General features: G+C 59.1%; 24 protein-coding genes. 2 read left to right on the forward strand and 22 right to left on the reverse strand.

Features of this window, described 5'->3' with window-relative positions; translation table 11 throughout:
* Positions 1 to 89: 89 nt before the first annotated feature.
* Positions 90 to 2,633, reverse strand: coding sequence for a glucans biosynthesis glucosyltransferase MdoH (mdoH, locus tag MHZ89_RS02800; RefSeq protein ID WP_311781758.1), 2,544 nt, complete (start codon positions 2,631 to 2,633; stop codon positions 90 to 92).
* A complete protein-coding gene (locus tag MHZ89_RS02805; RefSeq protein ID WP_311782248.1) occupies positions 2,626 to 4,161 on the reverse strand; it encodes a glucan biosynthesis protein G in 1,536 nt (511 codons plus the stop codon). Before MHZ89_RS02805 ends, mdoH begins: the two co-directional genes overlap by 8 nt.
* Positions 4,162 to 4,430: 269 nt before the next feature.
* On the opposite strand from MHZ89_RS02805, the gene mdoC reads away from it, so the two are divergent.
* Positions 4,431 to 5,555 carry a glucans biosynthesis protein MdoC gene (mdoC, locus tag MHZ89_RS02810; protein WP_311781759.1) on the forward strand — a complete coding sequence of 375 codons (1,125 nt, stop codon included), beginning with the start codon at positions 4,431 to 4,433 and terminating at the stop codon, positions 5,553 to 5,555.
* Between the two features lie 73 nt (positions 5,556 to 5,628).
* Here the strand turns inward: mdoC and MHZ89_RS02815 are convergent, their stop codons facing one another.
* Positions 5,629 to 7,089 (reverse strand): phospholipase D family protein, encoded by a 1,461-nt coding sequence (locus MHZ89_RS02815; protein WP_311781760.1) that lies wholly within the window; start codon positions 7,087 to 7,089, stop codon positions 5,629 to 5,631.
* A gap of 148 nt (positions 7,090 to 7,237) precedes the next feature.
* Here MHZ89_RS02815 and MHZ89_RS02820 point away from each other — a divergent pair, with 148 nt between their 5' ends.
* Positions 7,238 to 8,395 (forward strand): beta-glucosidase, encoded by a 1,158-nt coding sequence (locus MHZ89_RS02820; protein WP_311781761.1) that lies wholly within the window; start codon positions 7,238 to 7,240, stop codon positions 8,393 to 8,395.
* On the opposite strand, the gene MHZ89_RS02825 is transcribed toward MHZ89_RS02820, so the two are convergent.
* The 19 genes from MHZ89_RS02825 to MHZ89_RS02915 form a co-directional block, all read right to left on the reverse strand.
* Complete coding sequence (locus tag MHZ89_RS02825) at positions 8,383 to 8,556, reverse strand: hypothetical protein (protein WP_167456946.1); 174 nt, start codon at positions 8,554 to 8,556, stop codon at positions 8,383 to 8,385. The genes MHZ89_RS02820 and MHZ89_RS02825 overlap by 13 nt on opposite strands.
* 42 nt (positions 8,557 to 8,598) lie before the next feature.
* Entirely contained in the window at positions 8,599 to 8,742 is a 144-nt protein-coding gene (locus MHZ89_RS02830; RefSeq protein WP_167456945.1) for a hypothetical protein, read from the reverse strand.
* A gap of 129 nt (positions 8,743 to 8,871) precedes the next feature.
* Positions 8,872 to 11,103, reverse strand: a complete 2,232-nt coding sequence (locus tag MHZ89_RS02835; protein ID WP_311781762.1) for a TonB-dependent siderophore receptor — start codon at positions 11,101 to 11,103, stop codon at positions 8,872 to 8,874.
* Positions 11,104 to 11,280: 177 nt separating this feature from the next.
* On the reverse strand, positions 11,281 to 12,516 hold the full coding sequence (locus MHZ89_RS02840; protein ID WP_311781763.1) for a beta-ketoacyl-ACP synthase: 1,236 nt from the start codon (positions 12,514 to 12,516) through the stop codon (positions 11,281 to 11,283).
* Positions 12,513 to 13,244 (reverse strand): 3-ketoacyl-ACP reductase FabG2, encoded by a 732-nt coding sequence (locus MHZ89_RS02845; protein WP_311781764.1) that lies wholly within the window; start codon positions 13,242 to 13,244, stop codon positions 12,513 to 12,515. The genes MHZ89_RS02840 and MHZ89_RS02845 overlap by 4 nt, the downstream gene beginning before the upstream one ends.
* On the reverse strand, positions 13,241 to 13,717 hold the full coding sequence (locus MHZ89_RS02850) for a 3-hydroxy-fatty acyl-ACP dehydratase (RefSeq protein ID WP_409373224.1): 477 nt from the start codon (positions 13,715 to 13,717) through the stop codon (positions 13,241 to 13,243). Before MHZ89_RS02850 ends, MHZ89_RS02845 begins: the two co-directional genes overlap by 4 nt.
* Positions 13,717 to 14,868 carry a beta-ketoacyl-[acyl-carrier-protein] synthase family protein gene (locus MHZ89_RS02855; protein WP_311781766.1) on the reverse strand — a complete coding sequence of 384 codons (1,152 nt, stop codon included), beginning with the start codon at positions 14,866 to 14,868 and terminating at the stop codon, positions 13,717 to 13,719. The genes MHZ89_RS02850 and MHZ89_RS02855 overlap by 1 nt, the downstream gene beginning before the upstream one ends.
* Positions 14,865 to 15,437: a DUF3261 domain-containing protein gene (locus MHZ89_RS02860; protein WP_311781767.1), complete on the reverse strand. Its 573-nt coding sequence runs from the start codon at positions 15,435 to 15,437 to the stop codon at positions 14,865 to 14,867. Before MHZ89_RS02860 ends, MHZ89_RS02855 begins: the two co-directional genes overlap by 4 nt.
* Entirely contained in the window at positions 15,419 to 17,731 is a 2,313-nt protein-coding gene (locus tag MHZ89_RS02865) for an MMPL family transporter (RefSeq protein WP_311781768.1), read from the reverse strand. The genes MHZ89_RS02860 and MHZ89_RS02865 overlap by 19 nt, the downstream gene beginning before the upstream one ends.
* Entirely contained in the window at positions 17,721 to 18,326 is a 606-nt protein-coding gene (locus MHZ89_RS02870; protein ID WP_311781769.1) for an outer membrane lipoprotein carrier protein LolA, read from the reverse strand. Before MHZ89_RS02870 ends, MHZ89_RS02865 begins: the two co-directional genes overlap by 11 nt.
* Entirely contained in the window at positions 18,320 to 18,739 is a 420-nt protein-coding gene (locus MHZ89_RS02875) for a thioesterase family protein (protein ID WP_311781770.1), read from the reverse strand. The genes MHZ89_RS02870 and MHZ89_RS02875 overlap by 7 nt, the downstream gene beginning before the upstream one ends.
* The gene (locus tag MHZ89_RS02880) at positions 18,732 to 20,441 is read right to left on the reverse strand and encodes a glycosyltransferase (protein WP_311781771.1); all 1,710 of its coding nucleotides are present in this window, start codon (positions 20,439 to 20,441) and stop codon (positions 18,732 to 18,734) included. Before MHZ89_RS02880 ends, MHZ89_RS02875 begins: the two co-directional genes overlap by 8 nt.
* Positions 20,435 to 20,782: a hydroxymyristoyl-ACP dehydratase gene (locus tag MHZ89_RS02885; RefSeq protein ID WP_126688685.1), complete on the reverse strand. Its 348-nt coding sequence runs from the start codon at positions 20,780 to 20,782 to the stop codon at positions 20,435 to 20,437. The genes MHZ89_RS02880 and MHZ89_RS02885 overlap by 7 nt, the downstream gene beginning before the upstream one ends.
* Positions 20,769 to 22,097: an AMP-binding protein gene (locus MHZ89_RS02890; protein ID WP_311781772.1), complete on the reverse strand. Its 1,329-nt coding sequence runs from the start codon at positions 22,095 to 22,097 to the stop codon at positions 20,769 to 20,771. The genes MHZ89_RS02885 and MHZ89_RS02890 overlap by 14 nt, the downstream gene beginning before the upstream one ends.
* Positions 22,094 to 22,657 carry a hypothetical protein gene (locus MHZ89_RS02895; protein WP_311781773.1) on the reverse strand — a complete coding sequence of 188 codons (564 nt, stop codon included), beginning with the start codon at positions 22,655 to 22,657 and terminating at the stop codon, positions 22,094 to 22,096. Before MHZ89_RS02895 ends, MHZ89_RS02890 begins: the two co-directional genes overlap by 4 nt.
* 4 nt (positions 22,658 to 22,661) lie before the next feature.
* Positions 22,662 to 22,913, reverse strand: coding sequence for an acyl carrier protein (locus tag MHZ89_RS02900; RefSeq protein WP_409373225.1), 252 nt, complete (start codon positions 22,911 to 22,913; stop codon positions 22,662 to 22,664).
* 20 nt (positions 22,914 to 22,933) lie between these two features.
* Positions 22,934 to 23,191, reverse strand: a complete 258-nt coding sequence (locus tag MHZ89_RS02905) for a phosphopantetheine-binding protein (protein WP_311781775.1) — start codon at positions 23,189 to 23,191, stop codon at positions 22,934 to 22,936.
* A gap of 10 nt (positions 23,192 to 23,201) precedes the next feature.
* The gene (locus MHZ89_RS02910) at positions 23,202 to 24,008 is read right to left on the reverse strand and encodes a lysophospholipid acyltransferase family protein (RefSeq protein WP_311781776.1); all 807 of its coding nucleotides are present in this window, start codon (positions 24,006 to 24,008) and stop codon (positions 23,202 to 23,204) included.
* Positions 24,001 to 24,729: a beta-ketoacyl synthase chain length factor gene (locus MHZ89_RS02915; protein ID WP_311781777.1), complete on the reverse strand. Its 729-nt coding sequence runs from the start codon at positions 24,727 to 24,729 to the stop codon at positions 24,001 to 24,003. The genes MHZ89_RS02910 and MHZ89_RS02915 overlap by 8 nt, the downstream gene beginning before the upstream one ends.
* Positions 24,730 to 24,882: the final 153 nt, after the last annotated feature.

Below are 24,882 nucleotides of genomic sequence, written 5' to 3' on the forward strand. Positions count from 1 at the left end.
TCGCCATATTACGCCAGTAAAACGTAATGATGCCGTTAAAATGCGCCCATAAAAAAAGCGGCATTGCTGCCGCTTTACACGTTTGAATCTTAACCCGCCTGCGGCGGTAGCGCCAGCGGGTTCAGCGCAAGCTTCTGATAGCTTTCCACCCACTGGTGATACTTATCGCCGTTTTCCCACAGGCGCGAGTGTACGCGCGCCAGCACCACCGGGTCGCTGATAAGTTGCAGACGCTGTTCGCGGCTCAGCTTCTCAGGCGCGTCGCTCAGCGCCTGATCGACGCGGCGATCGCGCGCATAATCAAGCAGCTGACTCTGCCGGTGACGCGATGTCGCCAGCGCGTTAAACGCCGGATGGAACAGGGCATGCATAAAGCCATGCTTCAGCGCGCGCTCGCGGTTGAGCTGCAGATAATGGTCGGTATCCACCAGCTCCTTCGGCGGCTCGTACTCTTCCGGGATAAGGAAAAGTTTCGCACGCTTGCTCTTCAGCCCCACCGTCGCGCGGCTCGACATCACCGATACGAACGGCGACAGGATCAGCGAGAAGACGATCGGTGCCAGCCACCACAAGAAGTTGAGGTCCAGCACGCCCATGCCAACCGCCCAGACGATGCCTAACAGCATCTGCGAGCCGTGACGACGGAACGCTTCGCTCCACGGCGTGGCGTCATCGTCACGCTGCGGCGAGTTCCACACCACTTCCCAGCCCAGGAAGGCGCTGACTACAAACACGGTATGGAACAACATACGCACCGGCGCCAGCAAGACGGAGAAGAGCATTTCCAGCAGCAGCGAAATAAACAGACGGAACGCGCCGCCGTAAGGTTTCGCTCCCTTGAACCAGATCAGCACCACGCTGAGCAGCTTCGGCAGGAAAAGCAGCACCAGCGTCGTCGAGAAGAGCGCGATCGCCAGTTCAGGACGCCACTGCGGCCAGACCGGGAAGAGCTGCCTCGGCTGCAGGAAGTAGGTCGGCTCCATAAGCGTATGCACCACCTGCAACGCCGTGGAGAGCGCCAGGAACATAAACCAGAGCGGTGCCGAGAGATAGGACATTACGCCGGTCAGGAACACCGCGCGGTGCACCGGATGCATGCCTTTCACCAGGAACAGGCGGAAGTTCATCAGGTTGCCGTGACACCAGCGACGGTCGCGCTTCAGCTCGTCCAGCAGGTTCGGCGGCAGCTCCTCATACGAGCCAGGCAGATCGTAAGCGATCCATACGCCCCAGCCAGCGCGGCGCATCAGCGCAGCTTCAACGAAGTCGTGCGACAGGATCGATCCGGCGAAAGAGCCCTCGCCCGGCAGCGGCGCCAGCGCGCAGTGCTCAATAAAGGGCTTCACGCGGATAATGGCGTTATGTCCCCAGTAGTGCGACTCGCCAAGCTGCCAGAAGTGCAAACCAGCGGTGAAGAGCGGACCGTAAACGCGCGTGGCGAACTGCTGACAGCGCGCATAGAGCGTATCCATGCCCGACGCCTTCGGCGAGGACTGGATAATACCGGCATTAGGGTTCGCTTCCATCATGCGCACCAGACCGGTAAGACATTCGCCGCTCATTACGCTGTCTGCGTCCAGCACCACCATGTAGCTGTAGTTGCTGCCCCAGCGACGGCAGAAGTCGTCGATGTTGCCGCTCTTACGCTTCACGCGGCGGCGACGACGGCGGTAGAAAATCTTGCCCGCCCCGCCAACGTCGCGTACCAGCTCCATCCACGCCTTCTGCTCCGCAATCGCGATATCAGGATCGTAGCTGTCGCTCAGCACGTAAACGTCGAAGTGCTCCGCGTTACCGGTGCGAACCACCGATTCCCAGGTGGCGCGCAGGCCCGCGAAGACGCGTTCCACATCTTCGTTACAGATCGGCATAATCAGCGCGGTGCGGTGCTCCGGGTTAAGCGGCTCATCGCCTGCCGTCGAGTAGGAGATGCTGTACTTGTCGCGCCCAATCAGCAGCTGCAAAAAGCCCATCAGCGCGGTCCAGAATCCCGCCGAGACCCAGCAGAAGAGAATAGCGAACAGGAACAGAATGCCGGTCTGCAGTACATAAGGCAGGATCTGCATCACCGACTGTTGCCAGTTCTGGTTCAGCATCTCCATCGGATCGAGCAGCGTCCATCCCTGATAAGGCAGAATGGTTTTCATGTACCAGGTGGCGATAACCGTCTGGAACAGGGTGAGGATCAGCAGCACATAGCGGCGGATAGATCCGACATGACGCCACTTCTCCTCGGCGCGCTGCTCTTCCGCGCTGGCGTAGCGATGCGTCAGCTTTTCGCCGCGCAGCGAGTTCCAGGCGCGCACCAGCGGGTTGGTCCGCCAGGCTTCCGGGAACATCAGCGAGCGTTTGACCTTTGGCATCGCCTTCAGCGTGGTGCGATCGAGGTAATCCTTGCCGAACTGCTTTCCATCGGCCAGCGATTCCGGCCACGCCATTTTGACGCGGGCGGAAACGGACTTAAGCGGCGCATCATCAGGACGATCGCTGGCGGCAACATCCTGGCCAAGCGTATCGTGTATGAAGTGAAACGCCTCGGCGTGTTGCAGCGAGGCGCTTAACCGGGCTTTTCCTGCCGCATCCAGCGGCAGGGCTTCCACATAGCTTTTAGGAATAAATGTCGGATTATTCATTGGCAGGTAACTGATAGCTCCAGGTTTCCGTCAATGTCTTGTCACCGCTAACCAGCGCGGCGCGCATTTCGGTAGGCTGTTTGTTATCTTTGACGCGCAGACGCAGCACCAGACGCCAGCCTTTTGTGACCGGATTATAGCGCACGCTCTGCTCAACCACTTCACCGTTGTCGCCCACGCTGACCTGCGGCGCGACCTGGCTGTTTTCCGGCATCTGGCTCATCGCTTTACCGACAAAATCGATGGTAAAGGCGATAGATCCATCCGGCTGACGCACCAGATTAGACTGCTTCACGTCTCCCGCCGAACGCAGCGTGTTTTTCACCCAGGCGGTATCGTCAGAGTGAAGCTGGCTTTCGTCGCGCGTAAAGTGCAGACGATAGCTGAAGTTCATCTCTTTGCCCGGATCCGGCAGATTCTCCGGCGTCCAGAAGGCGACGATGTTGTCGTTGGTTTCATCCGCAGTCGGGATCTCTACCAGCTCGACGCGGCCTTTGCCCCAGTCGCCCTGCGGTTCCACCCAGCCGCTCGGACGCATATCGTAGCGATCGTCGAGATCCTGATAGTGGCTGAAATCGCGGCTGCGCTGCAGCAGACCGAAACCTTTCGGGCTTTCGATGGTGTAGGTGCTCACCGCCAGATGACGCGGGTTGTTGAGCGGCCGCCAGATCCATTCGCCGTTGCCGTTGTGAATCGACAAGCCGTCAGAGTCATGCAGTTCCGGGCGGAAGTTGGTGACCGGCGAAGGCTGATTGGTGCCAAACAGGAACATACTGGTCAGCGGCGCAATGCCAAGCTTGCCGACTTTATCGCGCAGATAGACCTTCGACTGCACATCGACAGTGGTCTCTTTGCCCGGATGTACGGTAAAGCGATAGGCGCCCGTCGCACGCGGCGAGTCGAGCAGCGCATAGATCACCAGCTGTTTGTCCTGCGGTTTCGGACGCGCGATCCAGAACTCTTTAAAGCGCGGGAACTCTTCGCCGGACGGCAGCGCCGTGTCGATCGCCAGACCGCGCGCGGACAGGCCATATACCTGATCGGCCCCGATCACGCGGAAATAGCTTGCGCCGAGGAAGCTGGTGATTTCGTCATCTTTATCGCGCTTGTTGAGCGGATAAAGCACTTTGAAACCGGCGAACCCTAAGTTTTTCACCGCGTCAGCATCGTGTTTAACGTTGCCGAAGTTGAAATAGTCAGGGCTGTATTTGATTTCGCGCACCGCATTAGCCGTCACTTCGTTGATTTTTACCGGCGTGTCGAAATACATGCCCTGGTGGTAAAACTCAAGTTTGAACGGCGTACGCAGTTTGCCCCAGTACGCTTTATCGTGGTTAAACTGGATCTGCTGATAGTCAGCAAATTTCATTTCACGAAACTGAGAGGGTAAATTGCTCTTAGGCGCTTCAAAACTTTTCCCTGCCAGCGTTTTAGCTTCTTTTGCGACATCATCAAGGTTAAACGCCCAGCTATTATTGGCGTACAACGCCAGCAGAACTGCCGCGCCAACCCAGCGCATTTTCATCAGTCCGCCTTTATTTTCTACTTTAATCAGCACATCCCCCCCTTTCGTGTGCTAAATACAAACCCATTTATCTTAAAGGATTATTCGGTTTTCCGACAGCATATCCAAAAGAATGTTCCATGGTTTCGTCAGGATAACGCCTGCTTTTAGGACAATTAAACGTTCCAGAATCAACTGATAGTATACGCTGTTTACAGCGGGTAGAATTTCCCTCCGGCATAAATCAGTTTCAGGGCGAAACTGGCCGAAACGGACTAACAAACTGGAACTTTATGAGCACAGCAAAACCTGAACGTGAATATTTTCTCGATTCGATTCGGGCGTATTTGATGCTGCTGGGGGTACCGTTTCACGTTTCCCTCATCTATTCCACTCAAAAGTGGGCCGTCAATAGTCAGGAAGCCTCGCTCTGGCTGACCGTATTGAACGATTTTATTCACGCCTTCCGTATGCAGGTCTTTTTCGTTATCTCAGGCTACTTCTCCTACATGCTCTACCTGCGGTATGAGGCGAAGCGCTGGCTAAAAGTGCGTCTTGAGCGCGTCGGCATTCCGTTGCTGACCGCGGTGCCGCTGATTACGCTGCCTCAGTTCTTTATGCTGCGCGCGCTGACGGACAAGATGGGCAACTGGGACACGCTGACGCTTTACGGCAAGTTCAATAACCTGATGTGGGAGCTGATCTCGCACCTCTGGTTTTTGCTGGTGCTGGTAATACTGACCGCGCTCGGTATGCTGACCTTTAACTGGCTGCGTCGACAGCATCGTCATATTGATTACAGCCGCATCGGCTGGGGAAAAGTGACGCTGGCGGTGATGGGCTATGCGCTGCTGTGGGATATTTTCCGCCGCGCGATATTTACCTTTTTCCCGGCGCTGCTGATGGATGGCTTGTTCAGTATTATGGTGATGCAGACGCTGCTGTTTTTGCCCTTCTTTATGCTGGGCGCGCTGGCGTGGAAGCACCCTGCCCTGAAGCAGCTGTTTGTGCGTTTTAATCCGGTGATGTGCTTCGGCGCGATTCTGGTTTTTATCGCCTATAGCCTTAACCAGCGTTACAGCAGCGGCGACGGCTGGCTCTATGAGCTGGATGCGCTGATTACCACGCTGATGGGATTATGTATGCTGAATGTCTGTTTCAGCTTCGGCCACCGCATGCTCAATTCCCACTCGCCGCGCATTATGTATCTGGTTAACGCCTCGCTGTTTATCTACCTGGTGCACCACCCGCTGACGCTGCTCTACGGCATTTTCATTACGCCGCAAATTGGCAATAACACGCTGGGCTTCTTTGTGGGGCTGGCGCTGGTGTTCGGCGTGGCGTTTCTCCTGTATGAAATTCACCTGCGCATTCCGCTGCTGCGCTTCCTGTTCTCCGGCAAACCGCAGAAAAAATAGGGCACAACCTCGGGCGGCAGGGAAAGCGCCCGGTTACCCGCGGTTTGCCTCTGTTAGCCTGGGCGGCTGACCTTCAGAGCAGCCACTCGATAGGCAGACGCCACACCAGACGCACCAGCAGGCGCTGTACCCAGGTACAGCGCGGCTCATGCTTATGCACCACCTCCTGCGCTTCGCCTGCATACTCTACCCAGTTGACGCGTCCCCACTTATCGAGACGCAGCGTCCAGGCGCGATCGCGCATCGCGGCGTTAAAGCGCTGGTGGGTCTGTCGCGCCAGCGCTTCGCTCTCAATCACCAGCCCCATCTCGGTATTCAGCACCGCCGAACGGGGATCGAAGTTGAACGAGCCGATAAACAGCGTTTCCTGATCGACGGTAAAGGTTTTGGCATGCAGGCTGGAGCCAGAGTTACCGGTCAGACCGCGGTCGTGAGGCGCGTCGGGTACGCCCGATTGCGGCTTCAGCTCATAAAGCTCGATGCCGCGCCGCAGCAGCTTCTTACGCCATTTGGCGTAACCGGCGTGCACCACCGAAACGTCATTCGCGGCAAGAGAGTTTGTCAGAATAGCGATTTTTACGCCGCGCCGTCTCAGCGCCAGCAGCTGCGCGACGCCGGCGCGCGTGGGGACAAAGTAGGCGGAAATAATATCGAACTGCCGCTGCGGCGCGCCGATCACGTCCAGCATGCGCTGCGGCAGCAGGCTCTTGCGCTTTGCGCGGCCCAGACCTTTACGCGGATCGTCGCTCAGCAGGCGCGCCCTGGCCCAGGTCATACGCAGCGTTCCCTGCTCCAGCTGGCTGACAAAGTGCGAGCTTTCAAGACGCGCCAGATAGCGCTGCACCGCCTCGCTGTCGCGCCAGTCGGGCGGCAGCGCCACTACGCCATGCTGGTGTTCGCTTTCGTCCAGTACCTTCTTTAACGGCGCCACCGGTTTGCTCTGCCAGTAGCGCTCGAAATCTTCCGTCACCTCCGCTACCACCGGGCCTATCGCCAGCACGTCGAGATCGGCGAACAGCGGTTCGCTGCCAGTAGCGAAATATTCATCGCCAACGTTGCGCCCGCCGACGATGGTCGCCACGCCGTCCACGGTAAAACTTTTATTATGCATGCGGCGGTTGAGTCGGGCGAAATCGGTAAGATAGCCCAGCGCGCGAATGGTGCGGAACGAGAACGGGTTAAACAGCTTTACCGTAATATTGGGATGGCGATCGAGGCGCGCCAGGGTATCGTCCAGGCCAGGCGTGTTGTTGTCATCCAGCAGGAGCCGCACCTTAACGCCGCGCCCGGCCGCCTCCAGCAGCGCGCAAAACAGCAGGCGTCCCGACATATCGTTCTGCCAGATATAGTACTGCACATCCAGCGTGCGCTCCGCTTTGCCTATCAGCAGGTAGCGGGCGGCGAATGCGTCCAGCCCGTCCGCAAGCGGATGAATGCCGCTCAGGCCGGGATGGCGGGCGCTGCGCGGGCCGATAATCTCCTCAAGCCAGCTGACGTCAGGCTGTTCAGTCAGCAGATTTAACGCTTCGGTCATTGGGGTTCCCTGAATAATCGACACCATCTTATTATTTAACGCTTCGCCGGTTATGGCTATACGTGCACTCTGAGAACGGCCAGACAGCGCCGTTTTTTCAGCTAGACTTAGCCAGACTATCACGACCGGCCAGTTACAGGAGCGGACCATGACGCCAGATTCATCCCTGCTTCAGCGCCATCATCCCCGGCTGTTTAAAAGTTTTTTTCAGGGCAGCTTCCCCTGCTCTACCGCCTGCCGCACCGCAGGCAAGCGGCTGGACATGGTGATCAGCAGCGGTCACGATATGCTGCTGGATAAAGATTACGCCGCGCTGTCGGCGCAGCGTCTGCATACGGCGCGCGACGGCGCGCGCTGGTATCTGATTGAGAAAGAGCCGGACAGCTACGACTGGAGCAGCTTTCTGCCGATGCTACAGGCGGCCAGACGTCATGAGATGGAGATCATCTGGGAGCTGGCGCACTTTGGCTATCCCGATCATCTGAATATCTGGAAAGCATCCTTTATAGAGCACTTTGCCCGTTTCGCCCGCGCGATGGCGCAGCTGATGCGCGATGAAGGCATCGAACGCCCCTTTTTCACCCCTGTCAATCAGATTTCATTCTGGGCATGGGCCGGTGCCGACGTCGCCTGGTTCAATCCGCACGTCACCAACCGCGGCAAGGAGCTGAAGCGTCAGCTGGTGCGCGCGTCGCTGGCGGCGATCCATGCGATCCGCGAGGTTTATCCCGATGCGCGCTTCGTCCTGACCGATCCGCTGGTGCAGATCGCCAGCGATCCGCATAACCTGGACAGCAAACCCTATGCCGACGTGCAGCATCAGGCGCAGTTTGAAGCCTGGGATATGCTGGCGGGCCGTATCGACAGCGAGCTGGGCGGCAGCGAAGATTGCCTCGATATTCTCGGGCTAAACTACTATCCCGATAATCACTGGTTCTTTCCTGGCGAACCGATGCCGGAGACGCATCCGCTGCGTCAGCCGCTGCATCGCCTGCTTGCCCAGTGCTGGCAGCGCTATCAGCGCCCTCTGCTGCTGGCGGAAACGGGCGCGGAAGGCGAAGCGCGCGCGCCCTGGCTACAGCATATCAGCGAAGAGGCGATGCTGGCGCTGGATCAGGGCGTCGGTCTGGAGGGCGTTTCGCTCTATCCCGTTGTGGAGTATCCCGCCTGGGCTGACGATCGTCGTTCGCCGGGCGCGCTGTTCGGGCTTGGCGATCCCAACGGCAACCGCACGCTGCATGAAGGTTTAGCGCTAGTGTTACGCAGTCAGCAAATTAAATTTCAGACCCGATTTCAGGAGGCGTGAGCAGGCGGTTTTTTTGGCGTGCAGCTCTGCACTTCAAGCGAAGGATCGGCAGGGTGACGAACATCGGTGAGCCAGGTCATGGTAAAAAGAAACACCACGCCAATCAGACAGGCGGCCAGCAGACCAATAATGGCGATCAGTTTGTCATCTCGCGATTCCATACATGCTCCTTCTGAACATCCCTGCCGCTTACGATTGTCTCTTTAGCTCATCCAGAGCGTCACCATCAGGACAAAGATTATAAGCGTAACAGAGGTCACCGCAAGCACCAGGATGGCGAAGTGCGCATCGTCCAGCGACTGGCGAAGGGGCTCATCTTGCGGATCGTGTGGCGACAGTGGAAGCATAGGTTCTCAACAGAAATCAGTGGATCGCCGCTGGCTTGCGGCGCCGACCAGTGTAAATGAAACCGGCTGGCCCGCCAGCGTTTTCTGGTACCAAAAAACAGGGGGCGCGAAGCGCGCCCCCTTAGCCGGTTAAAAGTCGTAGCTGACGCCGACTTTCAGCGTGCGGCCGTCGCCTTGTGTCAGATAAGTGCCTGTGCTGTCGACGTTAGCCCAGTATTTCTCATTGGTCACGTTCTCAACCGCCACGCGCCAGACCATATCATTCTGGTTGAGCTTCATACGGTAGCGCAGCCCTAAATCCAGCGTGGTGTAGCTGTCGATCTTTTTCGTGTTGGCGGAGTCGGCCCATTGCGAACCTGAGTGGTTCAGCAAGGCGGTAGCGGTCAGGCCTTCCAGCGGTTTAATGTCATATTCGGCGCCGAGCGCATAGTTATAACGAGGCACGCCGATCGCCTGCTTACCGTCATAGGTGCCGTTCTCCGTTTTTTCCATCTCTGGATTAAGCCAGGTGGCGCTTGCGTTCAGACGCAGCCCCAGCACAGGTTCGCCGAAAATATTGGTCTCCATGCCGCGATGACGCTCTTCGCCGTCCATTGCATAGGCGCCAGCAGCGTTAATAATGCCGGATGGTTTGCGAATATCGAACAGCGACAGCGAGCCGCCAACGCGGCCAAAGTCAGCTTTTACGCCGACCTCATTCTGTTTCGAATGGGCAATGCCGGTTATTGCGCCTGGGTTGGTGACCGTATTGTTGTCTGGCGCAACCTCTCCCGGCTGTAACGCTTCGGTGTGATTCGCATAGAGGGAAATGCTCTGCCAGGGTTTATAGACAAGGCCGTAGGTCGGCATCCAGCGGCTATTGGTATAGCGCGACGAGGTATCTTCGGCGCCGGTGTTGTAGTTGTAGTTGCGCACCACGACTTTCTGATGGCGCGCCCCCAGCGTCAGCAGTACCGAGTCGTCAAAGAACCCCAGCGTATCGCTCAACAGATAGCCCTGAGTGCGCGAGCGCGCCGTGGTCAGCGGATCGGAGAATTTCCCGCCGGCAAAGTTGGGCGACGGCGCATCAATGTCCTCAGTCGCGTAGATATTGGTCGCTGTCCCGGTCAGAGACATGTTGTAAGCGTTTTTAGCATTGGTGGTCAGCGCGGAATAGCCGACATTGACCTGATGCGTAACGAAGCCAGTCGTAAAATGTCCACGCAGGCCCGCCATACCGCTCATATTGTCCTGGATATGGGTGCTATTGAACGTGCTGAGGGTCGCGTCGCCGTTGCTGTTCGTCAGCTTCGGCGTGCCGTAGTTGCCGGTTTCGTGCGCATGCTGCGCGCCGAGTCCTGCATAGGCGGTCCAGTTGTCGCTCAGGTCATACTCCGCCTTCGCGATACCGAATTCCGACTCCATATTGCTGTACACCCATTTCTGGCTGTAGTTATGCGAATTTGACGGCACAGCAGGGATAAAATCGACGCCGCTGATGTTGACGCCCTGCAGCCCGTCATGGAAGGTTTTTTTCTGGTAGCCGACATCCAGCGAGGTACGCAGACGATCGCCGCGATAATCCAGTCCAACAGAGACCGCCGTGGTCCTTTTCTTCTCGCCGTCCACGCCGGTTTCGCCTTCGCGATGAACGGCATTTAGACGCACACCAAACTGGTTGTCATCGCCAAAGCGGCGACCGGTATCAATAGTGGTGCCGGTCTGGGAATCGGAGGTGTAGTCGACTCCCACGCGGGTCAGCGGCAGATCGTCCGCGTGCTTCGGCTCCAGGTTAATCACGCCGCCGACGCCGGTGCTTGCCGCGCCGTTTAGCAGGCTGTTCGCCCCTTTGAAAATCTCAACGCGATCGACCAGCGAAGCGTCCATTACCTGACGCGGCACGACGCCAGGCAGACCGCCAAAGGTCATATCATCGCCATCAAGCTCAAAGCCGCGAATACGGTAGCTTTCAGCAAAATTGCCGTAGCCCTTGACGTTTTGTACGCCCGCGTCGTTTTTCACCACGTCGGCGATGGTTTTCGCCTGCTGATCCTGGATCATTTTCGACGTAAAGCCGATGACGTTGAACGGCACGTCCATAGCGTTTTGCTCGCCCAGCATGCCGAGACGGCCGCCGTGGGCCACCTGACCATCAAGGTAAGCGGGCACCAGCTGGTCGCCGCCGGGTTTGAAATCGCTTTGCGGCGCGGCGGTAACGGTCAGGGTCTGCTCGCTGCTGCTGGCGGCAGGCGCGGCCTCGCGGGCCGCTGAAGAAGCGTTATTGGTGTTGGTAGTAGCAGCCATCACTGGCAAACAACCGGTGCTGACGAACAGAGCCAGCAGCGTCGGTTTAAATCCGGGAGAAGAAAGCGAACGGCGCATAGTCGATCCCTAATGCTAAGGTTACTGATAATCATTATTATTACGGTTTGCGATTATGCGTAGCCTTAATTTTATTGCAAGCGAAATCGTATTTCAGGCGGACAAGCACAGGAGCGGCAGGCGGTGGCCACTCCTGCGCGTCGCGGGAGTGGCCGTTCAGTAAATAAAGGGGTGCCGTCAGGCGTCGCGCCAGCGTTTAAAGATAAGTGACGTGTTAATGCCGCCAAAGGCAAAGTTATTCGACTGAATATAATCGGTTTCCAGCAGCCGCGGCTCGCCCATAATGTAGTCCAGCTCACCGCATTCGGCCGCGGGCTGATGCAGATTCAGCGTCGGCGCAAACCACCCTTCACGCATCATCTCAATACTCATCCACGCTTCCAGCGCACCGCACGCGCCCAGGGTATGACCAAAATAGCTTTTCAACGATGAAACAGGCGTACTGTTGCCAAACACCGCCGCCGTCGCCTGGCTTTCCGCAATATCGCCGCGATCGGTGGCGGTACCATGCGCGCAGATATAGCCAATATGTTCCGGCGTCAGGTTAGCGCTGTGCAGCGCACGCTCAATACAGATCTGCATGGTTTCACGCTGTGGCTGCGTAATATGCGCCGCATCGCAGTTGGTATGGAATCCCACCAGCTCAGCGTAAATGGTCGCGCCACGTGCCTGCGCATGCTCCAGCGACTCAAGAATCAAGGTGCCGGCCCCTTCGCCGATCACCAGACCATCCCGCTGATGATCGAAAGGCGCAGGCGAGCTTTCGGGCGCGTCGTTGCGCTGGCTGGTGGCGAACAGCGTATCAAACACCGCCGCTTCCGAAGGGCACAGCTCTTCTGCTCCGCCTGCAACCATCACTTTTTGATAGCCGTGTCGGATCGCTTCCCAGGCGTAGCCGATCGCCTGGCTGCCTGAGGTACAGGCGCTGGAGGTAGGAATAACCCGTCCACGCAGCCCGAAAAACAGACCGGCGTTAACCGCTGTGGTATGCGGCATCATCTGTACGTACGTGGTGCCGGTGATGTTATTGGTGTGTTTTTCGGTCAGCATGGTGGCGAATTCGCTTACCGGCCCTGTGCTGCCGGTGGAAGAACCATAGGCAATGCCGGTTTCGCCGCTGACCAGCGCAGGATGATCAATCAAGCCCGCCTGTTCCAGCGCCAGTTCGGTTGCGCGTGTCGCCAGCAGCGAGACACGCCCCATAGAGCGAATGCGTTTTCGGGTATAGTGTGCCGGTAGCTCAAAGCGATCGATCGGCGCGCCCAACAGCGTGTGAAGGCCGTCGTAAACCTGCCACTCCGGCATGCGACGCACCGCATTTTTACCGGCGCGCAGACGCGTCGCTATCTCTTGCCACTGCTCGCCGAAAGCCGTGACGCCACCCATGCCGGTTACTACTACACGATGCGTCACAGCATGCCTCCATTGATAGAAATAACCTGGCGCGTAACATAACCGGCGATGTCAGACATCAGATAGCTCGCCAGCCCGGCCACCTCTTCCGCCGCGCCCATACGTTTCATCGGGACGATTTTCAGCGCTTCCTCCACCACATGCGGTTCCAGCCCTTCCATACCGGTATCCACCAGTCCGGGGGCGATGCAGTTCACGGTGATTTTGCGTTTCGCCAGCTCGATCGCCAGCGCCTTGGTGGCGCCAATGATCCCGGCTTTCGCCGCGCTATAGTTAACCTGCCCGCGATTGCCCGCAATGCCGGAAACCGAAGAGAGCGTGATAATGCGTCCGCCCTGACGCAGGCCGATCATCGGCATTACGCAAGGCTGGATAACATTGTAAAAGCTGTCGAGATTAGTATGGATAACGCTGTCCCACTCATCACTGGTCAGTGCGGGGAAAGCGGCGTCGCGCGTGATGCCTGCGTTGCTGACAATGCCGTAATAAGCGCCATAGGCATCGATATCTTTTTCCAGCGCGGCGCGCGTTGCGGCGCGATCCGCCACGTCGAAACTCAGCAAACGCGCGCTGCCGCCTGCGGTCTGGATAAGCGCCAGCGTCTGCTCTGCACCATCCTGGTCGCGGTTAAAGTGCACCGCAACCTGAAAGCCGTCCTGCGCCAGGCGCAGCGCGATGGCGCGGCCAATCCCTTTGCTTGCGCCAGTAACTAACACGGAACGCGTCATGGCTGTTTTCCTTGTAAAATCAGTTGTTGTAACTCTTGTTCGTCAGGTTGATAGGTGTTTAGCCTGCCACTGGCGAGTACGCGATCGCCATAGCAGATTTCACCCTCAAAACTGCCCATACGCTCGTCGCGCATCAGCAGACGCAGCGTAATATCGAGCGTGATCGCGCCGGGAAAGGTTGCCGCCGCTGCGCGCCAGTTTCGTCCCCCCAGCAGCATGCCGGGCTGGATCTGTTGTGCCCCGGCGCGCCTGGCATGCCAGCCGGACCAGACACCCACGGTTTGCGCCATGATCTCGACGCCAAACCAGGCGGGCAGCTCGCCCTGCGCATTAAGGAAAGGTGCAAGCACGCCGTCGGGCGCAGTAGAAACCTGACAATGTACGCTCTCATCATCTACTGCAATCACGCGGTCAACCAGAACCATTGGCGTCCGATGCGGCAAATAGTCGTGGGCGGAAAGCGCTTTACTCATCATAAACGTCCTAAAATCAGGCAGCTGTTATTACCGCCAAAGGCAAAAGAGTTCGAGGCGATAACGGGTTTTTGTAGCCTTTGTCGTGCCAGCAGCAGCCCGCAGTCGGGCAGGCTCTCATCCTGGGTTGTCATTGAAAAATCCTGAGGAGGCAACGGTAAACCGTCGCGCAGGATCAGGGCGGCGAGAGCCGCTTCGATAACGCCCGCTGCGCCTAACGTATGGCCGGTAAGATGCTTGGTCGAACTTGAGGGAACCTCGTTACCAAATAAACGGTGCACCACTCTGGATTCAATTTGATCGTTAAGCGGCGTCGCCGTACCGTGTAAGTTGATATAGCCCACCTCCTGCGCCGTAATGCCTGCGCTGTTCAGCGCCATCTGCATAGCGCGCTGGGCCCCCTCGCCTTCAGGATGCGGCGCTGACATATGCCAGGCATCCGATGACTCCCCTGCGCCCAGCAAGGCCAGCGGCTGCGGCTCGCGCGTCAACAGCATCAGCGCGGCACCTTCGCCGACAGAGATGCCGTTGCGCTCGCGGCTAAAAGGCGCGCAGCGCTGCTCAGAAAGCGACATCAGGCTGTCGAAACCGTTAATCGGCATACGGCTGAGCGAGTCCGCGCCGCCGACCAGCGCCACGTCTGCCAGCCCGGCGGCAATCAGCCGCTGACCGCTGATAATGGCGCGCGCGCTGGACGAACAGGCGGTGGAGATAGTGTATGCCGGGCCGTCAAGCTGGAGATAATTCGCCAGAAAGCGCGACGGATCGCCCAGCTCCTGCATCTGATAGTGATAGTCACTGTAAGGCGCGCGCCTGTATCGATCGCCTTCATCTACCCCTGAGGTGCTGGTGCCCAGCACAATCGCAACTCGTCCGGCACCGTGTTTCTCCACTGCCGCATCCAGCTCTGGCCGAATTTGCGCCAGTGCCGCCAGCAGCAGTTGGTTATTGCGCGTATTATGCGCCGCCAGATGCGGGGGCACCGCAGGCAATTCGCCCTCTACCGCACCAAGCCAGCAGCGTCGTCCGCCGCTCAGCCAGCCGTCGCGCGGCTGCATGCCCGGCGCGAGACCGCGCTTCAGATTTTGCGCAATGGTCGTTAAATCATTGCCAAGCGCGTTAAGCATGCCAAACGCGGAAATGTAAATCATGATGCATCCAGATGTTGAATACGGATCTGGTAGCCAAACGCTCGCTGCCGGATACTGACCGGCTCGCGCTGGCCGCCACGTTGTAGGTAGTTAATTTCAGTGACGACGTTGCCCTGCGCGTCGCGCAGCAACCGGGTCATGCCCACATCTTCCAGCTTCCAGCCTGGCGGCAGTGCTCGCAGCCACACCGCAACCGGCCACTGGCTGAGCATGATGTCCGCCAGCACCTGACTGGCTGGCGGCAGCTGCGGCAGAGGCATCAGCTGCTGGCTGTGAATGCCCTGGGCATCGTAGGTGACGCGAAACAGGCGAATACCTACTGAGGACAATCCGGCCAGTTCGATTTTCTCGCCGTCCGCGTTTAACAGCACCAGCAGCGACTGGCTTTTTCCCCCGACCTCGCCGGTAAGCAACTGCTGTTGCTGGAACCCCGGCGTCAAGCCCGGCGGCGGCAGCGTGACGCGCACGCCAGGCTTGAGCCAGGCGGTAGGCCGCGCGCTATCGGGCGCATGGCTGGCGCAACCGCTCATCAGTAAAACCGACAACAAAGTCAGAGCGACTCGCCGCATTTTCTTTTCCTTGATTTAGATGGCCGCAGCGCCAGCGGCGAGATCAGAAAGGCGCTGAAAATCCCACTGCACAGCACAACGCCGAAGCTGGATATGGCGCTGGTGCTGCTGAATACCAGCATCCCCAGCGTCAGCAAGGTGGTCATCATCGCCAGCGACACCGCCAGCAGCGAGGTCAGGGGCGTGCCTTTCGGGTTGCTGAAAAACAGGGTGTAATTGATGCCGATGCCAAGCACCAGCGTCAGCGCCAGCAGCGCAAAGAGATTAAGCGAGGCGCCGAGCCAGCCGAGCGTGGCGAGCGCCACGGCTAACGACAGCGCTGAGGGCGTGACGCTGCGCAAGCCCGCCTTTAATCCCAGACGCAGCACGTAGCTCAGCGCGATAAAAAGCAGCGCCAGCGCCAGCAGGCCACTCAGCAGCGTACGCCAGAAGCTGAACAGCGCATCATAGCTCGCCTTGCGATTAACCCAGCTGACACCCGGCAGCTGTTCGGCCAGATGCTGCAGCGCTGCGCTGTTGTGCACCCCGCCTGCCGGCACCAGCACGCCGCTAGGTCCATCCGGCAGTGACAGCCATAACAGCCGCCAGCCGGCGCTAAGCGGGCTGGCCAGCCAGGCCTCTGGCGTAACGGGCATCGGTTCGATATGAGGCGGCGGCAGGGTCAGACCTGCCTGTTGCAGCCTTGCCATAATGCGCGGGGCCGCGTCGCGCAGCAGCGCCGCATCTTCCTGCTGCTGTTGCAGCGAACGTAGCGGCAGAATGCGCGCTGTCTCCAGCCAGCCTGCTCGCTTCGCCTGCTGCAATGCAGGCGATAGCTTAGCCAGACGCTGCAGCGTCTGCTCCGGCGTATCGCCCCAGACCACAAACCAGGTTTGATCTGTGCGCTGACCGGTCAGCGCGGCGATCAGGCGATCCTGCGCCAGTAAAGACTGCGGCGCGCTTTGCAATTTCGCAATATCATCATCGACGCGCAGCTGGCTGACGCCCGCAATCGCATAGATCGCCAGGCTCAGCGGCAGGCCGACGCGCAGATAGCGATTACGGCGCCACGCCGCCAGCCAGCGCCCAAACCAGACCATCAGCGGCACTGGACGCACAGGCAGACCGCGTACCAGCCAGGGATAGAGCAGGATCACCGTCAGGCAGGAAGCGGTCAGACCGCTGGCGGCAAATACCGCCAGCTGGCGCAGGCCAGGAAACGGCGCCAGCAGCATTAACAGCCAGGCGATCGCCGTGGTGCCCAACGCCAGCAGCAGCGTGCCGCGCACCTTATGCAGACTTTCCCACGGCGAGGCGTGCGCGCCATGCACCATCCGCTCCGTCAGATAATAGAGCGTATAGTCCGCCGAAATGCCGACGATGCTGAGACTCATCACCAGCGTCATCAGATGCAGCTCGCCGAAGCAGAGCAGCGTCGCTACCGTACCGGCCATCGCGCCGACGGCGACTGAAGCGAGGCTGAGCAGCAGCGGACGCAGCGAACGAAAGACCAGCAGCACCAGCAGCAGCACGCCGCCGATGGTCACCGCGCCCAGCGTTTCCACATCCTTTTGCGCCCGCTGGCTGGCATCGTCGCTGAACAGTACGGTGCCACGCGTCAGCAGCTGCGCGTCGGGCCAGCGTGATTTTAGCTGCTGCTCAAGAGCCTTAAGCCGCATAACCAGCGCATGATTCTCTTTGATGCTGAAGGCGTTGGTCGCCAGCTCGCCATGCAGAAAATACCAGCGCTTTCCCTGGTTCTCCTGTACCGTCAGCCAGTTGTCGCGCAGCACCATACGATCGGCGTTTTGCTGAAGGGTCAGCTGCGACCCGCGCGTCAGCATAAGCGGATCGCCCTGCATCTCTTTGCTGCTCACGCCGGCGAAGGCGGAGAAAAGCTGCGCCAGTATCCAGTCAGCCTGCGTCTGATTGCGTAACCGTTCACGCGTGGCGTCGTCGATTAAGCCGTTGCGGTGGGACCAGGCGAACCGTCCCCACTCTGACTGACGCTGTTCATCCAGCGCGCCCTCAACTGCTTTCAGCTCCGGTAGCGTCTGCAGCTGCGCCTGCCACCAGACGGCGGCCTGCCTGCCCTTGTCGCCGTCCGCCGTCACCAGCCAGACCAGCTGCCGATCGAGGCGCTGCATAAAGCCTTGCTGCAGTTCAGACGGCGCGGCGCCAAGCGTTTGCTGCGGCAGCAGCGCCAGCACGCTGCTGTTAAGCGGGCTGCGCGGCAGCATAAACGCCAGCGTTAGCGCCAGCGCGACGCAGAAAATCAGCCAGAGACCTGCCAGCAGGCGAGCGTTACGGGGCAAAGCGAGCACGCTCCTCGGCGCTAAGCTGTGGCGGCTGAGTACGGGTATTGCTGAGTTCGATATGCGTGCGATCGCCCTGCGCATCGTTCAGGTCGATTCGCTCGAGGAACGTCTCGCCCGACAAATCGATGCGTCTGAAGATTTTATTCAGTGGCGCAGACTTCGGCGTCAGGGCCAGCGACCAGCGCGCGTCGCCTTTATCCTGAAAATCGATCGTAAAGTTCTCTCGCAGTACGCGTTCATCCGCTTCAAACAGCGCGCGCAGCAGATGATTGAACTGAAACATCTGCGGGTTAGCCTCGGCGGTCACTGTCTGCGGCGGCTGACCATTGAGGGTCTGAACCATACGCTTATCATCAAGCAGCAGCGTCATAGCGAAAGGTGTGCGCTGATGCCACCATAGGCCCTGCGGTTGGGCAACCAGCAGCTCCCCGCGTGATATCAGCGGCTGCGCCATGCCAGCGATAGTGCGCGTCTGAACGAAATCGGCGCGGATCACGGGCTGGCTGGCGAACCGCTGTTGCAGCTCGGCCAGCGTGACGGCGCTGGAGATGCTGCTCCAGAGCAGCAGCGCGCTGAACAGATATTTCAACATCCCTTTACTCCCAGTTTTTCCAGTAGAACATCTGGTGAAACAAAACAGATCTCTTGCGTTTGCTGGCTTACCGCCACCTGCAACGTGTGAGCGCGCGTCGTGACCTGCCCCGCGGCGTTTTTTATTTCATAATCGATGCGCAGACGATTTTCATATTCGGTGATGCGCGCGCTAACGCGGACGCTCTCTTCGCAGCGCAGCGGCTGGCGATATTTTACGTGGGCATCAACCACCGGCCAGACATAGCCGCTGGCCGCCATCTCAGCGTAGCTGTAGCCGACCTGGCGCAGCAGCGCTTCGCGCGCCTGTTCGAAAAAGCGAAAGTAGTTGCCGTGCCAGACCACGCCCATGGGATCGCAGTCGTGGAAGGAGACCGTTAGCGTTACCTCGACGGCGTGCAGATTGTTATTCATCCGGGGACTCCTCGCGGCGCGCCCGGTTCTCAGGCAGCGACCAGAAATCAAAAAAATTAAACCAGTCGAGCGGCGCCTTCAGCGCGTAAGCCTCAAGCCGTTGCGCATAGCGATCCACCGCCGCCTGCAGTGCCTGCTGGCGCGTGGCGCGCGGCAGCAGCAGCGGATCGGCGAAGGGTTCGCAGTAGACGCGCAGCATCCCTTGCTCGCGCAGCGCGAACATCAACATTACGGGGCAGCGCAGCGCCGACGCCAGCACAAAGGGCCCCTGAGGAAACGGGGCAGGCTGTCCAAGAAAATCGCTCCAGACTACGCGCGATACGCCGCCACGCTGGCGATTGACTGCGGTTCGATCGCCAACAATCGCCACCCATTCACCCGCATCGATTTTTTGTTGCAGCAGGATGGCGGTTTCCGGGCCGATATTCGATACAGGCAGCAGGTTAACGCCAGCATCAGGCGCAATGGTTTCCAGCACAGCGCGAAATCGCTGCGCGTTATCGGTAAAGACCAGCGCATTGATAACCAGTCCGCTCACCTGCTGCGCCATAGCGCGGCACGCTTCAATATCGCCCAGATGAGAGGCCAGAATCAGCTGCCCCTTCCCCTCGGCCCGGCGTATCGTCGCCTCGGCGCCTGGGGCGAAGTCAATCTCTTTGCCCCAGCGCAGGTCGCCGCGCCAGCTGGCAACTTTATCCAGCATCGCTTCAGCAAAGCGCAAAAAGTGACGGTAGCTACTGAGCGGCTGCGGAAGCGTGACGTGGCGGCTTTGCGCGCAGGCGGCAACGCGCTGCAGATAACGCTGCGACGCGCGACGCGCGTTCAGGCCGGTCAGCCAGTAGACTGCCACCACTGGCCAGAGCAGCAGCGTAAAGGGCAACCGCCCGCCGTAGCGCCACAGCGCCAGCATAAAACGCAGCCCGGCCTGCCCGCGTCGCTCTGGCTCGCCAGACCAGTGTCGCTGTTGCCTGCGCATCGCCACCAGCTTTGGGATGCGCGGCAACATGCCGAAAAAAAGCCGGGTATGCATCCACGAAATGCGCAGATTGTCCCGCAACGCATCGAAATGCGACAGGCCCGCTTCGGGATAGACCACGCGCGTTGCGATAAAGCGGCTCGGCGTGCCCTGCCAGTAGAGCCGCACCATAATCTCGGTATCAAAATCCATTCGCTGGCCGATTGAGCGCCGGTCGCACAGCGCCAGCGTGGGCACCAGAGGATAAACGCGGAAGCCGCACATGCTGTCCTTAATGGAGAATGACAGCGTTTCGACCCATACCCAAAAGTGGGTGACATAGCGTCCATAAAGCCGTGCTTTAGGCACCGAGTCATCATAGCGAGGACGACCAGAGATCAGCTGTTCCGGGTAGCGGCGCGCCTCCGCCAGCATCAGAGGCAGATCCTCAATGGCATGCTGGCCGTCAGCGTCAAGCTGCAGGGCGTGGGTATAACCTTGTTGTCTCGCGGCGCGCAGCCCAAAAATCACCGCCGCCCCTTTTCCCTGATTCGCGGGCAGGCGCAAAATATCAAGCTGATCGGCGTGAAGCTGCGCCAGCTGCTGCTGCGTCGCGGCGTCGCTGCCATCATCCACGATAATGATCGGCAACTTAAAAGGGGCCAGCCGCGCAAGCACCGACGCCATGGTTGCGCCATGGTTATAACAAGGGATCACCACGCAGGGCGAAAAGTCGGTATTCAGCACAGCAGGATCTTCCCACTGCTGGCGCTTTGCTGCTCGCCATCGCGCAGCAGCAGATAGCGGAAGCTGACACGGGATTTGCTTTCATCCCAGTCGAGTTCAAGCTGGAGATGGGAACCAGGCGGCACCGGCTGCTGAAATTTGATATTTTCAAGCGCGCTGAAAACCTTGCCTGGCGCCAGCAGCGTGGTCGTATAGTGCATAACCCAGTCGAGTTGCGCCACGCCGGGCAGAATGGTCAGCGCGGGAAAATGGCCCTGAAACCAGAAAAGGTCGGCCTCAACCTGAAAGTGAAACAGCGCCTGCGATCCGCTGATTTTACGGCTGCGCTCAATCGGCAACATGAAAAAGCTCCTCAATTTGTGTCCAGGCGCGTTTGCTCTGACTGGTGACAGGCATCTCTTCTACGACGCGCCAGTAGCGCGGTAGCGCGACCGGCTCCAGCCAGGGATGCAATTGCCCGCGCCAGAGGCGTTTTAGCCGACTCAGCTCCACGGCTGTTGGCTGCCAGTCAAGCTGTACGGCAACGGCGACGGCACGACGGCTGCCGCGCGTCATCACCAGCGCGGCGGCATCTTTTACGCCTGGCAGCGCCAGTACGCGGCGTTCCACTTCGCTCAGCGAGACGCGTTTATCTTCGATTTTCACTACGCGATCGTGGCGTCCCGCCAGCTGAAAACATCCGGTCTCGTCTGTCTCCAGCCGATCGTCCAGCAGCCAGCCGCTGGCGTCAGGAAGCAAATCTGAGAAGATCTGCCAGCGTTCGCCCTCTGTTTTGTTCAGGCGAACCGCGGGAAAGCAGCGCCAGGACGGCGTTTCGCCATCATGCTCGCGCCAGGCGATCACGCCTGTTTCTGTACTGCCGTAAATCTCGTTGATGCGGCAGCCCAGCGCCTGCTGCGCGGCCTTCGCATGCTCTTCTTCCAGCATGCCGCCCGCGGAAATAACCAGCGCGCACTCTGGCGCGGCAAGCGATGCGTCAAGACGACGTAAAAAAGCGGGACTGCTGATAAAAACGTAAGGCTTATCTCGTTCCAGCTGCGTCAGTTGCTCGTTGTACAGGATCTGATGCGCCGCAAACGGACAAGAGAGCGACATCGGCATAAACAGGCGGAAACTCAACCCATACAGATGCTGGTGGCTGACGGAGGCGATAAACCGACACGATGCGGCCTGAGCGCCCCAGCGTTCAATAAGCCATTGCGCCTCACGCTCCATCACCGCCAGCGGCTTGTGTACGGCGCGCGGCGTACCGGTAGAGCCAGAGGTAAACAGCACCAGCGCAGCATCGTCAGGCAGCGGCGGCAGCGCATCCTCGCTTTCTTCTTCACGCCACATCAGATGTGGCAGCCTGATATCAAGAGGCATATCGCTGACGACGCCGTCTATTTCCGCACGCATCTCCTCCAGCTGCCGGGCGCGACAGTGGCCTGGGATCACCGGGGTCTTACCCGCGTACCAGGCCGCCAGCAGCGCCACGCAAAAGCGGTAGGTGTCGTCGAAACAGAGCGCCCAGCGCTTCTCTGGCACAGCGGCGAAGCGCGCGGCGAGCGCAGCGGCCTGACGGCGCATGGTACTGCGCAGCAGCGGACGCTCGCCGCGAAAGGCGACCACGCCCTCAGGCGCGTTTAGCCATAAGCTGACCGGTAATATCTTCATCTTTCCTGTCTGATTCGCTGGCGCACCAGCCACTCCCCTACCATCAGCGAGCCTGTCAGCAGATAACTGATGCCACCGTTCCAAAGCGTCCACCAGTTAAGGTTTCCTGCCACGCAGGTCGCTGCGGCGACGCTGCCGTTAAACACGAAGAACAGCGACCACAGCCAGGTAACGCGGCGCGTATAGTTGACGCCTTGCGGCGACAGGTTCGGCTCGCGCAGGCGCGCGATACGCTCCACCAGCGGCATCGGGCCGCGCAGCGAACCGGCAAACATAACGAGCAGCAGCAAATTCACCAGTACCGGATACCACAACAGCAGATGCAGGCTGCGCAGCGCGCCGGCGCTGAAAGTAAAGATTGCGCCGAACAGCGACAGCCAGGCGCTGAGCCGCGTCATCGCAGCGGGCTTGCCGCGCAGCAACCACCAGCGCAGCGCAAAGATAACGCTAAGTGGCCAGAACAGAATCTGCCATTGCGGATGGGCTGCAACGAGCAGCACGATAAACGGCCACATTAGCAGCGAAAGCGCATTCAGCAGACGCAGCGCGGCAGACAACATCGGCTCAGGCGCTCTCTCGCATTAGCTGCTCAACCGCATCCACGACATCTTGCACAGTTCGCACAGAGCGAAAGGTCTCCGGCTTGATTTTGCGGCCCGTACGCTTTTGCAGATGCACCACCATGTCAACCGCATCGATGCTGTCGAGCTCAAGATCCTCATACAGACGCGCGTCCGGGCGAATAGCCTCAGGATCGGTTTCAAACAGGCTGGTCAGCAACGAAGCGACTTCCTGATAGATCTCATCTTTATTCATCACAGGTTGGCTCCTGACGCTTATGCCTGTTGCTGTTTAATAAATGTCGCCAGAGTGGCAACGGAGAAAAAGTGCGCGCGCAGCGTCTCGCTTTCAGCGGAAAGCGCCACGCCATAGCGGTTTTTCACCGCCAGGCCCAGTTCAAGCGCATCGATTGAATCCAGCCCCAGGCCTTCGCCAAAAAGCGGCGCTTCGGTTTCAATATCATCGGGCGTGATGTCTTCGAGATTCAGCGTCTCGATGATCATCTGTTTTAGGGTGTTGATAAGTGCGTCCATTGTGTTTCCGTCAAACGTCTTTTTCTTGGGGTGGTACCAGTGCCTGCTGCAGGTAGCGGGTCAGGCGACGCGCCGCCAGAGGCTGCGCGTCCTCACTGGCTGCACGAAAGGGATGGCTGCTGATTTGTGCCTGTACGCACACGGTAAACAGCGGCTTAACCGGTGGAATTTGATACCAGCGGCTCTGCTTGTCGAGCATACGCTGCGTACAGCTGATATGAACCACGCGCAGCGCGCAGCCGGCGCGCACCGCGATATTGGCAGCGCCCCGCTGCAGCTTAAGGGCCTCGCCGTAGCGCGTGCGCGTTCCTTCAGGAAAGATCAGGATGGTGTCGCCGCGTGCGAGACGCTGCTGACTGTCAGGGAGCAGCGTTTCAGCTTCGCTGTTAATCAGATAGTCCGCCGCGCGTATCACGCCGCGGAAGAAAAGGTTGTGCCGCAGCTCCGCTTTAACCAGACAGTCCATCTCCGGCAGTACCGAGGCGATCATCACATAGTCAATCAGCGAGGGATGGTTAGCGACAATCAGGCAGCCTTTATCCTGCTGTAACAGCTCCGCGCCGATAATGCGATAGTCATAGACGCCAACAAACCGGCAGAAGCGCAGGAAACAGCGGAAGCTCCAGGCAATACTGCGGCGGGCCAGCGCGCGGCGGCGCGTTGTATTGCGCTGAAAAAGCAGCAGCAGATTGAACCAGATAAGCGACAGCAACAGGCCGCCTACGCTAAACAAGCTAAAGCTTACGGCGGTCATAACCAGCCGCCAGTAATAGTTAACGTTCAAGCGACGACGCATGACGATAGAGGAATCAGCCATGGCATTTCTCCCACTGCCAGTCCATACGCGCACCCGGCAGGGTAAATTCAGACGCATCGCTCAGCATACCGTGCAGGAACGCCAGGCTTTGAGGCAGCGCGCCGGGCAGCTTGCCCGTTTGCGGGCGAGCTGAACATCTGAGGCTGTCGCCCACGGCCAGCACAAGCCCGACCGCGTAAGGCACCTGTCCAGCGCACTCTGGCAGCCAGGGCGAATAGTAATCGGGTATGGCGCCCTCAAAGTCGACTAACAGCACCTTTTTGTATCCCGCCTGATGCAGCGCAGTGACCTCAATAAGCCCCTGTTGAAAGGAGTCGATACCCGCAGAGATCGAGGTCGAAACCAGCGGTTGCTGCGCGGCGATAGTCAAACTGCCGACGGCAGAGTTATGCACCGACATAGCAAAATCGGTGGGCGAAAGCGCCTGCTCGTCCGCTAGCGCCGTAAGGATACGCAGGTTGCGCTCCAGCTCACCGTGGCGACTGGTAAAAACCACCGCGTCCGCGGGCTGGCGCGCCAGTAAGGCGAGTCCACACTCTACGGCCGCGCGGCTGCCGCTGCTCAGACGACGCGCGGTCATCATCGGCAGGAATTGAGGTTTTGCCACAGGAAGAGTCGGATCTAAAACAGGAGGTTGCTGCGCCCAGCGTTGCCATACATCCCGACTGGCCAGTCCCGGAGCCAGTGCCTGCCATTCAACAAGCGAATATGCCAAATTCATAACTGCGCTCTTATTTTGTGCCTTGCGAAATCAGCGCCAGCCAGGCAACGTTTCGATGTCCTGATTGAAAAAACGGATAATTGCTGGGATGGCCTTCATAACGATCTGACGTGCATAACCACGGCAGAAAATGAAGGTGCAGCGATTTTAAAT

The organism is Pantoea sp. ACRSB (assembly GCF_022346905.1).
Lineage (GTDB): Bacteria > Pseudomonadota > Gammaproteobacteria > Enterobacterales > Enterobacteriaceae > Pantoea > Pantoea piersonii.

What these genes read in the sequence shown, in the direction of transcription:
- MHZ89_RS02915 (WP_311781777.1), bottom strand. Translation starts at nt 24,729, where the DNA reads ATGAATTTGGCATATTCGCTTGTTGAATGGCAGGCACTGGCTCCGGGA.
- MHZ89_RS02825 (WP_167456946.1), bottom strand. Translation starts at nt 8,556, where the DNA reads ATGGAATCGCGAGATGACAAACTGATCGCCATTATTGGTCTGCTGGCC.
- MHZ89_RS02885 (WP_126688685.1), bottom strand. Translation starts at nt 20,782, where the DNA reads ATGTTGCCGATTGAGCGCAGCCGTAAAATCAGCGGATCGCAGGCGCTG.
- MHZ89_RS02900 (WP_409373225.1), bottom strand. Translation starts at nt 22,913, where the DNA reads ATGAATAAAGATGAGATCTATCAGGAAGTCGCTTCGTTGCTGACCAGC.
- MHZ89_RS02845 (WP_311781764.1), bottom strand. Translation starts at nt 13,244, where the DNA reads ATGACGCGTTCCGTGTTAGTTACTGGCGCAAGCAAAGGGATTGGCCGC.
- MHZ89_RS02835 (WP_311781762.1), bottom strand. Translation starts at nt 11,103, where the DNA reads ATGCGCCGTTCGCTTTCTTCTCCCGGATTTAAACCGACGCTGCTGGCT.
- MHZ89_RS02895 (WP_311781773.1), bottom strand. Translation starts at nt 22,657, where the DNA reads ATGTTGTCTGCCGCGCTGCGTCTGCTGAATGCGCTTTCGCTGCTAATG.
- MHZ89_RS02905 (WP_311781775.1), bottom strand. Translation starts at nt 23,191, where the DNA reads ATGGACGCACTTATCAACACCCTAAAACAGATGATCATCGAGACGCTG.
- MHZ89_RS02875 (WP_311781770.1), bottom strand. Translation starts at nt 18,739, where the DNA reads ATGAATAACAATCTGCACGCCGTCGAGGTAACGCTAACGGTCTCCTTC.
- mdoH (WP_311781758.1), bottom strand. Translation starts at nt 2,633, where the DNA reads ATGAATAATCCGACATTTATTCCTAAAAGCTATGTGGAAGCCCTGCCG.
- MHZ89_RS02870 (WP_311781769.1), bottom strand. Translation starts at nt 18,326, where the DNA reads ATGTTGAAATATCTGTTCAGCGCGCTGCTGCTCTGGAGCAGCATCTCC.
- MHZ89_RS02910 (WP_311781776.1), bottom strand. Translation starts at nt 24,008, where the DNA reads ATGGCTGATTCCTCTATCGTCATGCGTCGTCGCTTGAACGTTAACTAT.
- MHZ89_RS02815 (WP_311781760.1), bottom strand. Translation starts at nt 7,089, where the DNA reads ATGACCGAAGCGTTAAATCTGCTGACTGAACAGCCTGACGTCAGCTGG.
- MHZ89_RS02830 (WP_167456945.1), bottom strand. Translation starts at nt 8,742, where the DNA reads ATGCTTCCACTGTCGCCACACGATCCGCAAGATGAGCCCCTTCGCCAG.
- mdoC (WP_311781759.1), top strand. Translation starts at nt 4,431, where the DNA reads ATGAGCACAGCAAAACCTGAACGTGAATATTTTCTCGATTCGATTCGG.
- MHZ89_RS02855 (WP_311781766.1), bottom strand. Translation starts at nt 14,868, where the DNA reads ATGATTTACATTTCCGCGTTTGGCATGCTTAACGCGCTTGGCAATGAT.
- MHZ89_RS02890 (WP_311781772.1), bottom strand. Translation starts at nt 22,097, where the DNA reads ATGAAGATATTACCGGTCAGCTTATGGCTAAACGCGCCTGAGGGCGTG.
- MHZ89_RS02820 (WP_311781761.1), top strand. Translation starts at nt 7,238, where the DNA reads ATGACGCCAGATTCATCCCTGCTTCAGCGCCATCATCCCCGGCTGTTT.
- MHZ89_RS02850 (WP_409373224.1), bottom strand. Translation starts at nt 13,717, where the DNA reads ATGAGTAAAGCGCTTTCCGCCCACGACTATTTGCCGCATCGGACGCCA.
- MHZ89_RS02860 (WP_311781767.1), bottom strand. Translation starts at nt 15,437, where the DNA reads ATGCGGCGAGTCGCTCTGACTTTGTTGTCGGTTTTACTGATGAGCGGT.